Source organism: Aestuariirhabdus litorea, from assembly GCF_003864255.1.
Taxonomy (GTDB): Bacteria; Pseudomonadota; Gammaproteobacteria; order Pseudomonadales; family Aestuariirhabdaceae; genus Aestuariirhabdus; species Aestuariirhabdus litorea.
This window is the reverse complement of record NZ_QWEZ01000001.1, coordinates 1,612,628-1,625,458: the sequence shown is the minus strand read 5'-3', so window position 1 is coordinate 1,625,458 and position 12,831 is coordinate 1,612,628. Positions and strand designations below refer to the sequence as shown.

The following is a 12,831-nucleotide window of genomic DNA, read 5'->3' as shown; positions in this document are numbered from 1 at the left end:
CGACTGGAACTTGAAATGAGCAACTGGCTTGTCGATAAACTGAAATCTTCCCTCAGCGGCCGCGAAGCGGATAAGCGCAGCAATGTGCCCGAGGGTTTATGGAAGAAATGCGTCCAATGTAATTCGGTGCTCTATCGCCCCGAGCTTGAGAAAAACCTGGATGTGTGCCCCAAGTGCGAGCACCACATGCGGATTACCGCCCGTACCCGAATCGACTACTTCCTTGATGATGAGAATCGAGTGGAGTTGGGGGCGGAGCTTGAGCCCCAGGACCGGTTGCGTTTCAAAGACAGCAAAAAATACAAGGACCGCCTGGTAGCTGCCCAGAAGTCGACCGGTGAAAAGGATGCGCTGGTGGTTACCCGAGGTACCGTTAATGGCGTACCGGTCGTGGTGGTGGCCTTTGAATTTTCCTTTATGGGGGGCTCCATGGGCTCGGTTGTCGGGGCTCGTTTTGTGCGCGCCGTCGATGAGTGTCTGGCCAATGGCTTGCCCCTGATCTGCTTCGCGGCCAGTGGTGGTGCGCGGATGCAGGAGGCGCTCTTTTCCCTGATGCAGATGGCAAAAACGTCCGCTGCCCTTGAGAAGATGAAGCAGCTTGGCCTTCCCTACATCTCAGTGCTGACCGACCCGGTTTATGGAGGGGTCTCTGCCAGCCTGGCGATGCTGGGTGATATCAATGTGGCTGAACCCAACGCCTTGATCGGTTTCGCGGGGCCGCGGGTGATTGAGCAGACGGTTCGTGAAAAGCTGCCCGAGGGTTTCCAGCGCAGTGAATTCCTGCTGGAGCACGGCGCGGTCGATATGATCGTCAGCCGCAGTCAGATGCGTGACACCCTCTCGGGTATGCTGTCGAAAATGCAGGGGACCCAAGCCCCTCAGACCGCGGCTGTTGAGACAGCGACACCCGTCAAGGCTGAGTCTGCCGGCGTTGGGGTAGATGAGGCCTGATACCCTTTCGGCCTGGCTTGAGTTTCTTGAGCAGCTCCACCCCGTCGAGATCGATCTGGGGCTGGAGCGGGTTGCTTCCGTTGCCCAAACACTGAATCTGCTGAAGCCGTCCGCTACGGTCTTTACCGTAGCTGGAACTAACGGTAAGGGCAGCACCTGCGCTTTTCTCGCTTCCATCTTGCAACGAGAGGGGTATCGGGTCGGTGTCTATAGCTCTCCGCATCTGCTGCGTTACAACGAGCGCATCCTTATCGAGGGTGAGCAGGCAGGCGACCAGCAGATCGTCGATACTTTTAAGCGCATCGATCAGGCGCGGGGCGACACCTCCCTCAGCTACTTTGAATTTGCCACCCTCGCGGCCCTGGACCTTTTTGAGCGGGCCGCCCTGGATGTATGGATCCTTGAGGTGGGGCTGGGCGGGCGGCTGGATGCAGTCAATATCATCGACGCCGATGTCTCTCTGGTCACCTCCATTGCAATTGATCATGAGCAGTGGCTTGGTTCCTCTCTGGAGGGGATTGGTCGCGAAAAAGCAGGCGTTTTCCGCGCGGGTCGTCCTGCCATTTATGGGGGGCGCGAACCCAATGCGGGGGTTTCGAGTGAAGCCGAGCGTATTGGCGCACGCTGGTTGCCCCGGGGCGAAGCGTTTCTGCAGACCCTAAGTGACAGCGGGTGGCGCTACCAGGGGGTGGATGCCAAAGGCCTTTTGGTTACTCTCGAGCAGCTTCCTCTGCCGGAGCTGCCCTTCGATAATGCCGCCACCGCCATCTGTGCGTTGTTGCATAGTCCCCTGCCAGTGAGCGAGTCTTCCATTCGTGAGGGGATTGCCAGCGCAACCCTTGCGGGTCGCTATCAGTCGATTACTGTGAGCAACCGCGCCGGTGAGCCGGTGAAGGTGGTTCTGGATGTGGCTCACAATCCACAGGCGGCCGTTGCCTTGGCCGAGCGTTTGGGCGCTGACCCTGCAGCAGGGCAGACCCGCTGCGTACTGGCGATGCTGGATGACAAGGATGTGGAGGGGGTGCTGGAGGCGCTGGCAGAGTATTGTGGGGATTGGTTTCTTGCGGAGGTCTCGACCCCGAGGGCCTCTCCGGCCTCTCGATTGGGAACCGCCCTCGGCAAGATCGCTTGTGACCGTTACACCTTGTATAGTAGGGTCGGTGACGCATTGATCGCAGCGGTTGAGGCCTCCTCCCGGAATGACCGGGTACTGGTGGCGGGCTCTTTTTTTACCGTTGCCGATGCGCTTAAAACGATCGAACAGTGGTACGCCGACCCGGCTTAGGGTGTGACAGAGCGGAATCTTTAATGGAGCAAAATATTCGGCAACGTATGGTCGGAGCCTGCGTGTTGCTGGCACTGGGTGTCATTTTCCTCAGCTGGCTGTATGAGCCTGCCGAGACTGAAGGGGTTGCCAAGCCGATTCCTGAGGCTCCGGCTATGCCGGTTGTGCCGGCCTTTATTGCTGAGGAGAAAAACTACCTTGAGCAGGTTGATGCTGAGGCCCATGAGGTCAATCAGTATCAGATGCCGGAAGCAGACTCCGGCGTCGCAGTTGACCCCAGCCCCCAGCTGGACGGCGAGGGTGTTCCTCGCACCTGGGCGTTGCAGATGGGGGTCTTTGCCAACCGCGACAACGCCAGGGCGTTAGTGGCCAAACTGCAGGGGCTGGGTTACAAGGCTTATAGCCGACGCTGGGAGCGTGAGGGTGGCCAGGCGGTCGAGGGGGTATACGTGGGCCCCATGGTGGATCGCGCTGACCTGTTGCCGTTGAAAAAGAAACTCAAGGGCCAGGTTAAGCTGGATGGGGTAATCGTGCGTTACCACCCCTAGCCTGGACAGCTCCGGGTATATGGGCAAGCAGGAAGCGCTCTGCTACAATTCGCGGCTCTTGAGGTTTGTAGAGAAAATCGGAACCGATTGTGTCATTCACCTGGGTAGACTGGGCCATTTTGGCGATCATCGCCATATCCGCGCTTATCAGCATCAGCCGGGGCTTTTTCCGCGAAGCGCTCTCTCTGGCCACCTGGATTGCTGCAGTGATCATTGCCTGGACCTTCGGTGGCAGCCTCTCCCTGATGTTTACACACTATATTGAAATTCCTTCGGTTCGCATTATTGCGGCCTGTGTTCTTCTTTTTATCGCCACCCTGATGGTAGGCGCCATGATCAACCACCTGATCGCGGAGCTGGTTAAAATGACGGGGCTCTCAGGTACTGATCGTGCCCTGGGCATGGCATTTGGCGCTTGCCGTGGCATATTGATCGTGGTGGTACTGGTGGGGTTGGTCGGCTTTTCACCGGTACAAAACGATTCCTGGTGGCAGCAGTCTCGACTGATTCCCCATTTCCAGATCCTGGCCGAGTGGTCCAAACGCTCGGTGATGCAGGTGGTGGGTCCTTTTTTAAACTCCTCCAGCTAGCCCTCTGGCCGTTGGCGGGTCCTCAGCAGAGAAACCGAGGTAGACGATTGTGTGTGGCATTGTAGGTATTGCAGCAAAATCCCGGGTCAATCAGGAGCTTTACGACGCTCTGACGGTTCTTCAACACCGGGGGCAGGATGCCGCGGGTATCGTGACCTGTGAGGGAACTCGCTTCTTCCTGCGCAAGGAGAATGGCCTGGTGCGGGATGTGTTCCGTACACGGCACATGCAGCGCCTGGCGGGCAACATGGGCATCGGCCATGTGCGTTACCCCACAGCGGGTTCCTCCAGCTCCGCGGAGGCTCAGCCCTTTTACGTCAACTCCCCCTACGGCATCACCCTGGCTCACAACGGCAACCTGACCAATGTCGAGGAGATCAAGGAGGAGCTGTTCAAAAGCGACCTGCGCCATATCAACACCAACTCCGACTCCGAGGTGTTGCTGAACGTCTTCGCCCATGAGCTCTACAAACAGCAGAAACTGAAGCCTGCGGCCGAAGATATCTTTCGTGCCGTTGAGCGGGTGCACCAGCGCTGCCGTGGCGGTTATGCCGTGATCTCGATGATTTTGGGTCACGGTATTGTGGGCTTTCGGGATCCTAACGGCATTCGCCCAATGGTGTTCGGCAAGCGGGAGTCCGAGCTGGGCGATGAGTACATGATCGCCTCCGAGAGCGTTGCCCTTGACTCCCAGGGCTATACCCTGATTCGCGATGTGGCCCCGGGCGAGGCGGTTTATATCGATGCCGAAGGACAGCTCTTTACCTATCAGTGTGCGGCCAACCCCAAGTTGACCCCCTGCATCTTCGAGTATGTCTATTTTGCCCGTCCCGACTCCAGAATGGATGGTAGCTCTGTTTACCGTTCACGGCTGAAGATGGGGGAAAAACTGGCGGAGAAGATTCTTCGTGAACGCCCCGAACACGATATCGATGTGGTGATCCCCATCCCGGATACCAGCCGAACCTCTGCGTTGCAGCTTGCCAATCGACTGGGGGTAAAGTTCCGCGAGGGCTTTATCAAAAACCGCTACATTGGCCGTACCTTCATCATGCCAGGGCAGGGGCTGCGTAAGAAATCGGTGAAGCAGAAGCTCAATGCCATCGACCTCGAGTTCAAGGACAAGAACGTACTTCTGGTGGACGACTCCATTGTGCGTGGGACCACCTGTAGCCAGATCATCGAGATGGCCAGGGAGGCCGGGGCAAAGAAGGTTTACTTCTGTTCCGCCGCCCCCGAGGTTCGCTACCCCAATGTTTATGGGATCGATATGCCGGCAGCCGACGAGTTGATTGCTAATGGTCGCAGCTGTGATGAGATCTGCGAGCTGATTGGCGCCGACTGGATGGTGTTCCAGGAGCTGGACGACCTGATCGACTCGGTGCGGGAGGGGGTAGATACCCACTTTGACGGCTTCGAGTGCTCGGTGTTCAACAAGCAGTACGTAACCGGGGATATCGACGAAAGTTATCTGGAGCGGGTTCAGGCGGCGCGTAACGACGGTGCCAAGAACCAGACAGAGCAGGGTGGCAACGCCATTATCGATCTGCACAACGATGAGTCTTAGCGACACGAGAGATATTATGGCGGCTGATAACAACGACAGGCTCGATTCCGACCTCACCGGAGCCCGACTGGATACCCTGGCGGTACGCGCTGGCCAGTACCGTACCATGGAGACCGAGCACGGTGAGCCGATCTTCACCACCTCAAGCTACGTGTTTCGCTCCGCCGCCGACGCCGCTGCTCGCTTTTCTGGCGAGGAGCCGGGTAATGTCTACTCCCGTTACACCAACCCCACGGTACGCACTCTGGAGGAGCGGATGGCTGCTCTGGAGGGCGCCGAGCAGGCGGTGGCGATGGCCAGTGGTATGGCAGCGATTCTCGGGGTTTGCATGGCGTTTCTCGAGGCGGGTGATCATGTGGTGGTGTCGCGCAGCGTGTTTGGTACCACCACCACCATCTTTTCCCGTTACCTGAAGCGGTTCGGGGTAGAGACTACCTTCGTCGACCTGACCGATATGGCGGGTTGGCAAGCCGCGGTGACCGAAGGTACCGCAATGCTGTTTGTTGAGACACCGTCCAACCCCCTGAGCGAGGTAGCGGACCTTAAGCAGCTGGCGTCGTTGGCTCAGGCAAAGGGCGCACTACTGGTAGTGGACAACACCTTCTGCACCCCCATTTTGCAGCGGCCGCTGGAGCTGGGCGCTGACATCGTCGTCTACTCGGCCACCAAGTACCTTGATGGCCAGGGGCGCTGCATGGGCGGCCTGGTGCTGGGGCGTAGCGAGCAGATGAAGGAGATGGTGGCTTACCTGCGGGCAGCGGGACCCACCCTCAGTCCCTTCAACGCCTGGGTGATCCTGAAGGGGTTGGAAACCCTGCGCCTCAGAATGTTGGCCCATTGCGATACGGCCTATCAGTTAGCGCTCTGGTTGCAGGATCAACCCAAGGTGGCGCGGGTCTATTACAGCGGATTGTCGGAGCATCCCCAGCACGCCCTGGCGAGCGAGCAGCAAAGCGGCTTCGGTGGTGTGGTTTCCTTTGAGGTCAAGGGGGGGAAGGAGGAGGCGTGGCGCTTTATCGATGCTACCCGCATGATCTCCATTACCGCCAACCTGGGGGACACCAAAACCACCATTACCCACCCGGCGACCACCACCCACGGCCGCCTGAGCCAGGAGGAGCGTGACCGGGCCGGCATCCGTGACAGCCTGATCCGGGTGGCGGCGGGGCTGGAATCGCTGGAGGACCTCAAGGCCGACCTGGCGAGGGGGCTGGCCGCCGTTTAGACACCATCCGCCCGGCGCGCTTTGCCTGTGAACCTAAGGCCCCGGCATCTGGTATGCTGGGGTAGTTAAAAGCCGTCAAACAAGGGGATTGATGTGTCAATGGAGTCGCTGGTCAAGCAGTGCCTGGCTGAACTGAGCAAGGTGGTAGTAGGTAAGCCCCAACAGTTACGGCTAGCGCTGTGCTGCCTGATCAGTCGTGGACACCTGTTGATCGAGGACCTGCCGGGGATGGGTAAAACCACCCTCGCACAGGGGCTGGCCAGGGTGATGGGGTTGAGCTACAGCCGCATTCAGTTCACCAGCGACCTGCTCCCCGCCGATATTCTCGGTGTTTCGGTCTACGATCGTGAGGGAGCCCGCTTTGATTTCCACCCGGGGCCGGTTTTCTCCCAGCTGGTATTGGCCGATGAGATCAACCGCGCTACCCCCAAGAGCCAAAGCGCCCTGCTGGAGGCGATGGAGGAGCGGCAGGTGACGATCGAGGGGGAGACCCGGCCTTTGCCGGAGCCCTTCTTTGTAATCGCGACCCAGAACCCTCAGTCTCAGGCCGGTACCTTCCCGTTGCCAGAGTCGCAGCTGGATCGCTTTTTGATGCGCCTGCAGTTAGGGTACCCCGACGCCGATGCCGAGCGCCGCATCCTGATGGGTGAGGGGGGGCGTGTGCGCATGGAGCAGATTAACCCCTGCCTGGACCTGGCGCTCCTCGTACAACTGCAGCAGCAGGCGAGCGCAGTGCGGCCAAGTGCGGCCCTGATCGACTACCTCCAGCGCCTGGTTGCCCATACTCGCTCCAGTGACCATTTTGCCTGGGGGCTGTCACCCAGAGCTTCGCAAGCGTTGCTGCAGTGTGCCCGTACCTGGGCCGCAATGGATGGTCGGAGCCATCTGGTCCCCGAGGATCTGCAGGCGGTCCTGCCGGCGGTGGTCGAGCACCGTTTGCGGGAGCACTCCGACCATCGTGGCTATTCCGGCCAGGCACTTGGCCAGCGGTTGCTGGCCGAGGTCGATGTGGTTCGCTAGCCATGGGGTTCCTGCGTGAAAGTATTGGGCGCCGGTTTCGCGAGTGGGTCAACCGTCGCACGCCGCCCCAGTCACGGGTCACCCTTAACCACCGCCGAATTTTTATCGTACCCACCGCCACCGGTTATCTGTTTCTGGTGCTGGTTGCGGCGGTGTTTCTGGCGGGGGTGAACTACCAGAACAGTATGAGCTTTGCGGTCGCCTTTCTGTTAACGGCTCTGTTTATCCTTTCGATTCACCACACCTACAACAACCTTGCGGGGCTCAGCCTCCATGGGGTCCAGAGCGGCAAAGGCTACCTCGGTGACGACCTGCCTTTCGTAATTGAGCTTTCTTCTAGTGGCACTCAGCTCCGCTACGGGATAGAGCTGGGCTGGCCCAAGGGGGTGCCCCAGTCAGTGAGGGTGCAGGGTGGGGAGCCGTTACCTCTGACGCTGTACCTGCCCGCCACCCGTCGTGGGCGCTTTCGTCCGGGTCGATTGCGGATCCAGACCCGTTATCCCCTAGGACTGCTGGTCGCCTGGAGTTGGGTGGACCTCAACCTGGAGGCCTTGGTTTACCCGCGCCCCCTGCCGGCACCCATGCCTGCAGCAGCCCTTGGCGGGGGAGAGGGGGAGCTGCTGGATCGAGTGGCGGGGGTGGACGATTTCTCATCCGTACGTGAATACCGCCAGGGTGACCCTCTTAACCACCTGGCCTGGAAACAAAGCTCGCGTCACCAGAAACTCTACACCAAGGAGTTTGTCAGCTCCCGGGAGCGCTCGCTGTGGCTCGACTGGGCGCAGGCCACGGGTCCGCAGGAGTCGCGCCTGTCCCATCTCTGTTTCTGGTGTTTGCAGGCCGAACAGCAGCAGGAGGATTATGGACTCCGCCTGCCTGGACTCGAGATTGCCCCAGCCCATGGGCGCCCCCATCTTGAACGCTGCCTTCAGGCGCTGGCCCTATGTCCGCACTGAGTCCCCATCAGATTCCCCGCACGGCGCTATTCTGGTTGCTTGCCTGTCAACTGCTGGTAGTGCTTCCCCACCTGTCGCGATTGCCTGTCTGGGTGACGGTTTTGGTGGTGAGTTGTGTCTCCTGGCGGCTGATGATTTTTACGGGCCGCTGGGGATACCCTGCGCGCTGGCTGAAGGCAGTGTTGCTGTTGAGCGCGGTGGCGGCCATCCAGTGGCGTTACCGATCCCTGGTGGGGCTGGATGCCGGAGGCTGCCTGCTGATTGTGGCCTTTGTGCTCAAACTGCTGGAGATGAAGTCGCTGCGCGATGCCTATCTGGTGATCTTCCTCAGCTGCTTTGTGGTGGTGATTGCGCTGCTGTATGACCAGACCCTGGTCAGCTCGCTGTTGGCCCTGCTGAGCCTGCTGGTGATTGTGGCGGCCGCGGTGGGGCTTAACCAGGGTGGTTTGCAGGAGCGGCCGCTGGCGGCGGTTCGTAAGGCGGCTGTCATGTTGCTGCAGGCGATACCCCTCGCGGCGGTTCTGTTTGTGCTGGTGCCCCGGGTGCCGCCGCTCTGGTCGGTGGAACCGCCGGGTAACCAGGCGCGTACCGGCCTCAGCGACAGCATGGCGCCGGGAGATATCGCCCAGCTGACCCAGTCCGATGAGTTGGTGTTCAGGGCTACCTTCGAGGGGCGGATACCCCAGCAACCGCAGCTCTACTGGCGGGCCCTGAACCTGGCTTACTTCGATGGACGTCGCTGGTCGCAGCTGCCCGATCAGCGCGATCGCAGGCGCTTCCAGCTTAACGCTCCCCCCAGCGCAGTGCTCTCCCCTGAACGCCAGGCGCTCGGGGATGAGGTCAGTTACCGCATTATTCAGGAGCCGACGGGGCAACCCTGGCTGTTTGCTCTCGATATGGTGTCGGCCCCGGTACGTGGCGCTGTATTGACCCGCGATTCCCGCCTGCTGTCACCTGACCCCATTAAGCAGCGCTACAGCTATCGGCTTCGGTCAGCGCTGTCGTATCGGCTCGATACTGAGCTGCCCGACTGGATGCGCACTTTTTATCTGCAGCTTCCAGACAGTGGCAATGATCAAGCCCGTGCTTTGGCCCAGCGACTCTCTCGGGAGGAGGGGGGAGAGGGGGCAGCCTTTATCAGTCGTATTCTCCAGCGCTTCAGGCAGCAGCAGTATTTCTACACCCTGAGGCCGCCGGTGCTTCAGGGAGACACCATTGACCAGTTCCTGTTTGAAAGCCGCCGGGGGTTCTGTGCCCATTACGCCGGCGCCCTGGTGTTTATGGCGAGGGCGGCCGGCATACCGGCGCGGGTGGTGGCGGGCTATCAGGGCGGGGAGCTGAATGCCGAGGCCGGAGTGGTACAGGTCAGGCAGTTCGATGCTCACGCCTGGGCTGAACTCTGGCTACCGGAGTCAGGCTGGGTGCGTGTCGACCCAACGGCAGCGGTAGCCCCCGATCGTATCGAACAGAACCTACAGCGGGCTGTTGCCGGTGAGGGGAGTTTTCTCGAGGGCTCTCCCCTGTCGGCGCTGCGCTATCGGGATATCCCGATCCTTAACCGCCTGCGCTTGCAGCTCGATATGCTGGAATACTACTGGCACCTTAACGTGCTGGATTTTGACCAGACCCGCCAGCAGGGGTTGTTGAGAGACTGGTTGGGTGGCGCTGATCTGGGCCGGGTCACTGTTGCCCTGCTGGTTGCCGCGGCCATTGCGCTCTCGCTGCTGGGTGGCTGGGGCTGGTGGCAGCAGCGTCAACCGCGGCTGGACCCCCTCAGTGCGGCTTACCTGCGATTCTGCCAGCGCTTGCGCGAGCGGGGCATCGAGCGTGCTGTGGGGGAAGGGCCGCTGGACTTTATGCATCGGATTCAGCGGCAGTCACCGGCACTGGGGGCGGTAGCCGAGCAGGTGACCCGCCTCTACGTTCAAGCCTGTTACGAAGAGGGTTCTGAGGCGGTTGCGAGTCATCATGCGAAGGCGATTCGGCGACTCATCCGCGGGATCTGACCCACTGCCGGTGACGGGCAGCCATAAAAAAACCCGCCGGAGCGGGTTTTTTTATGGGCCGGGCTCGGTTACTGAAGCTGAACGGCGGCAATACGCTGACCTTCATCGGCCGCTTTCTGGTAGGACTCCATCTCGTTGAAGTTCAGGTAGCGGTAGATGTCGGCAGACATGCTGTCGAGGTCCTTGGCGTAGTCCATGTACTCAGCCGGCGTTGGCAGCTTGCCCATGATAGCGGCGACTGCGGTCAGCTCGGCGGAGCCCAGGAAGACGTTGGCGCCATTACCCAGACGGTTGGGGAAGTTACGGGTCGAGGTGGAGATCACCGTTGCACCGGGGGCCACACGAGCCTGGTTACCCATGCACAGCGAGCATCCGGGCATCTCGGTGCGCACACCTTTGGTACCGTAGATGTTGTAGTAACCCTCTTCCATCAACTGGGCTTCGTCCATCTTGGTCGGTGGAGTCATCCAGAAGCGGGTGGAGAGGGTATCCTTGGTGGCGCTGAGCAGTTTACCGGCCGCACGGAAGTGACCGATATTGGTCATGCAGGAACCGATAAAAACCTCGTCGATCTTGGTGCCAGCCACTTCGGAGAGCAGCTTCACATCATCGGGGTCGTTCGGGCAAGCCACGATCGGCTCCTTGACATCCGCCAGGTCGATATCGATCACCGCCGCGTACTCGGCGTCGGCGTCGGCTTCCATCAGTTCAGGGTTCTGCAGCCACTTCTCCATGTTCTGGGCACGACGCTCGATGGTACGAACATCGCCGTAACCCTGCTCGATCATCCAGCGTAGCATGGTGATGTTGGAGGTCAGGTACTCGCGGATGGGTGCTTCGTCCAGCTTGATGCTGCAGGCAGCGGCGGAACGCTCGGCGGCGGAGTCGGAGAGCTCGAACGCCTGCTCCACCTTCAGCTCGGGCAGTCCCTCGATCTCGAGAATACGGCCGGAGAAGATGTTGATCTTGCCCTTTTTCTCAACGGTCAGCAGGCCCTGCTGGATGGCGTAGTAGGGGATCGCGTTGACCAGGTCACGCAGGGTGATGCCGGGCTGCAGCTTGCCCTTGAAACGCACCAGTACGGATTCGGGCATATCCAGCGGCATGACGCCGGTGGCAGCGGCGAAGGCCACCAGGCCGGAGCCGGCCGGGAAGGAGATACCGATCGGAAAGCGGGTGTGGGAATCACCACCGGTACCTACGGTATCGGGCAGCAGCATGCGGTTCAGCCAGCTGTGGATAACACCGTCACCTGGACGCAGGGAGACACCGCCACGGTTCATGATGAAGTCGGGCAGGGTGTGCTGCATCTGCACGTCAACGGGCTTGGGGTAAGCCGCAGTGTGACAGAAGGACTGCATGGTCAGGTCGGCGGAGAAGCCTAGGCAGGCCAGGTCCTTGAGCTCGTCACGGGTCATGGGACCGGTGGTGTCCTGGGAGCCGACGGTGGTCATCTTGGGCTCGCAATAGGTGCCGGGACGTACGCCCTCGATGCCGCAGGCCTTACCCACCATCTTCTGTGCCAGGGAGAAGCCCTTGCCGCTGTCGGCGGGCTGGGTTGGAACTCGGAACAGGTCGGTGGGCTCGAGGTCGAGGGCAGCGCGCGCCTTGTCGGTGAGGCCACGACCAATGATCAGGGGAATACGGCCGCCTGCCTGAACTTCGTCAAGGATGACGTCGGATTTGAAACTGAACTCGGAGAGTACTTCACCGCTCTCGGAGAGGATCTTGCCGTCGTAGGGGCGGATCTCAATGATATCGCCCATGTTGAGTTTGTCGACAGGCGCTTCGAAAACCAGGGCGCCGGCATCTTCCATGGTGTTGAAGAAAATCGGGGCAACCTTGGAGCCGATGCAGATACCGCCGGCGCGCTTGTTGGGTACTCCGGGAACGTCTTCACCGAAGAACCAGAGCACCGAGTTGGTTCCCGACTTACGGGAAGAACCGGTACCGACCACGTCACCCACGAAGGCAACGGGAAGGCCCTTGGCCTTGATGGCATTGATCTGGGAGATAGGACCCTTAACGCCGGGCTCTTCCGGAGTCAGGCCCTCGCGCTCCATCTTGTACATCGCGTTGGCGTGCAGCGGAATATCAGGGCGGGACCAGGCGTCTGGTGCGGGGGATAGGTCATCGGTGTTGGTTTCGCCGGTTACCTTGAAGACCGCAACCTTGATGCTCTCGGCCACCTTGTCGCGGCTGGTGAACCATTCGGCGGCGGCCCAGGACTCGAGCACTGACTTTGCGGCAGCATTGCCCGCCTTGGCCTTCTCCTCGACATCGTGGAAGGCGTCGAATACCAGTAGGGTGCTCTTCAGCTGGTCGGCCGCGATCGCGGACAGTTCGGCGTCATCGAGCAGGGAAACCAGGGTTTCGATGTTGTAACCGCCCAGCATGCCGCCGAGCAGTTTGACGGCAGCAGGCTTGTCGATCAGCGGAGAGCTGGCCTCTCCCGTTGCCACCGCCGCCAGGAAGCCTGCTTTCACGTAGGCGGCCTCGTCAACTCCCGGGGGAACGCGATTGGTAATCAGGTCGAGCAGGGTTTGCTCCTCGCCGGCGGGCGGATTCTTAAGCAGTTCAACTAAGGCTGCAACCTGTTCTGCGTCCAGCGGTTTGGGTGGAATTCCCTCGACTGCGCGCTCTTCTACGTGTTTACGGTAAGCTTCTAGCACTTTGAAATACC

General features: G+C 60.4%; 10 protein-coding genes. 9 read left to right on the top strand and 1 reads right to left on the bottom strand.

Annotated elements, in window-relative coordinates; all coding sequences use genetic code 11:
• Nucleotides 1–15: 15 nt before the first annotated feature.
• From accD to D0544_RS07470, 9 genes are all read left to right on the top strand, one after another.
• Entirely contained in the window at nt 16–951 is a 936-nt protein-coding gene (gene accD, locus D0544_RS07510) for an acetyl-CoA carboxylase, carboxyltransferase subunit beta (protein WP_125015351.1), read from the top strand.
• Entirely contained in the window at nt 941–2,236 is a 1,296-nt protein-coding gene (folC, locus tag D0544_RS07505; RefSeq protein WP_125015350.1) for a bifunctional tetrahydrofolate synthase/dihydrofolate synthase, read from the top strand. Before accD ends, folC begins: the two co-directional genes overlap by 11 nt.
• Before the next feature lie 23 nt (nt 2,237–2,259).
• The gene (locus D0544_RS07500; RefSeq protein ID WP_125015349.1) at nt 2,260–2,784 is read left to right on the top strand and encodes an SPOR domain-containing protein; all 525 of its coding nucleotides are present in this window, start codon (nt 2,260–2,262) and stop codon (nt 2,782–2,784) included.
• Nucleotides 2,785–2,873: 89 nt separating this feature from the next.
• On the top strand, nt 2,874–3,374 hold the full coding sequence (locus D0544_RS07495; protein ID WP_125015348.1) for a CvpA family protein: 501 nt from the start codon (nt 2,874–2,876) through the stop codon (nt 3,372–3,374).
• Nucleotides 3,375–3,423: 49 nt separating this feature from the next.
• On the top strand, nt 3,424–4,941 hold the full coding sequence (gene purF, locus D0544_RS07490) for an amidophosphoribosyltransferase (RefSeq protein WP_125015347.1): 1,518 nt from the start codon (nt 3,424–3,426) through the stop codon (nt 4,939–4,941).
• Between the two features lie 16 nt (nt 4,942–4,957).
• Nucleotides 4,958–6,166 carry an O-succinylhomoserine sulfhydrylase gene (locus D0544_RS07485; RefSeq protein WP_125015346.1) on the top strand — a complete coding sequence of 403 codons (1,209 nt, stop codon included), beginning with the start codon at nt 4,958–4,960 and terminating at the stop codon, nt 6,164–6,166.
• Nucleotides 6,167–6,265: 99 nt separating this feature from the next.
• Nucleotides 6,266–7,186 (top strand): AAA family ATPase, encoded by a 921-nt coding sequence (locus tag D0544_RS07480; protein ID WP_125015898.1) that lies wholly within the window; start codon nt 6,266–6,268, stop codon nt 7,184–7,186.
• 2 nt (nt 7,187–7,188) lie between these two features.
• Nucleotides 7,189–8,142: a DUF58 domain-containing protein gene (locus tag D0544_RS07475; RefSeq protein ID WP_125015345.1), complete on the top strand. Its 954-nt coding sequence runs from the start codon at nt 7,189–7,191 to the stop codon at nt 8,140–8,142.
• A complete protein-coding gene (locus D0544_RS07470) occupies nt 8,130–10,148 on the top strand; it encodes a transglutaminase TgpA family protein (protein WP_125015344.1) in 2,019 nt (672 codons plus the stop codon). Before D0544_RS07475 ends, D0544_RS07470 begins: the two co-directional genes overlap by 13 nt.
• A 68-nt stretch (nt 10,149–10,216) precedes the next feature.
• Here D0544_RS07470 and acnB read toward each other — a convergent pair whose 3' ends face one another.
• Entirely contained in the window at nt 10,217–12,820 is a 2,604-nt protein-coding gene (gene acnB / locus D0544_RS07465; RefSeq protein ID WP_125015343.1) for a bifunctional aconitate hydratase 2/2-methylisocitrate dehydratase, read from the bottom strand.
• Nucleotides 12,821–12,831 lie beyond the last annotated feature (11 nt).

Bases quoted from the DNA above. Each gene is read 5' to 3' on its own strand.
- accD (WP_125015351.1), top strand. From the start codon at position 16: ATGAGCAACTGGCTTGTCGATAAACTGAAATCTTCCCTCAGCGGCCGC.
- folC (WP_125015350.1), top strand. From the start codon at position 941: ATGAGGCCTGATACCCTTTCGGCCTGGCTTGAGTTTCTTGAGCAGCTC.
- D0544_RS07500 (WP_125015349.1), top strand. From the start codon at position 2,260: ATGGAGCAAAATATTCGGCAACGTATGGTCGGAGCCTGCGTGTTGCTG.
- D0544_RS07485 (WP_125015346.1), top strand. From the start codon at position 4,958: ATGGCGGCTGATAACAACGACAGGCTCGATTCCGACCTCACCGGAGCC.
- D0544_RS07480 (WP_125015898.1), top strand. From the start codon at position 6,266: ATGGAGTCGCTGGTCAAGCAGTGCCTGGCTGAACTGAGCAAGGTGGTA.
- D0544_RS07475 (WP_125015345.1), top strand. From the start codon at position 7,189: ATGGGGTTCCTGCGTGAAAGTATTGGGCGCCGGTTTCGCGAGTGGGTC.
- D0544_RS07470 (WP_125015344.1), top strand. From the start codon at position 8,130: ATGTCCGCACTGAGTCCCCATCAGATTCCCCGCACGGCGCTATTCTGG.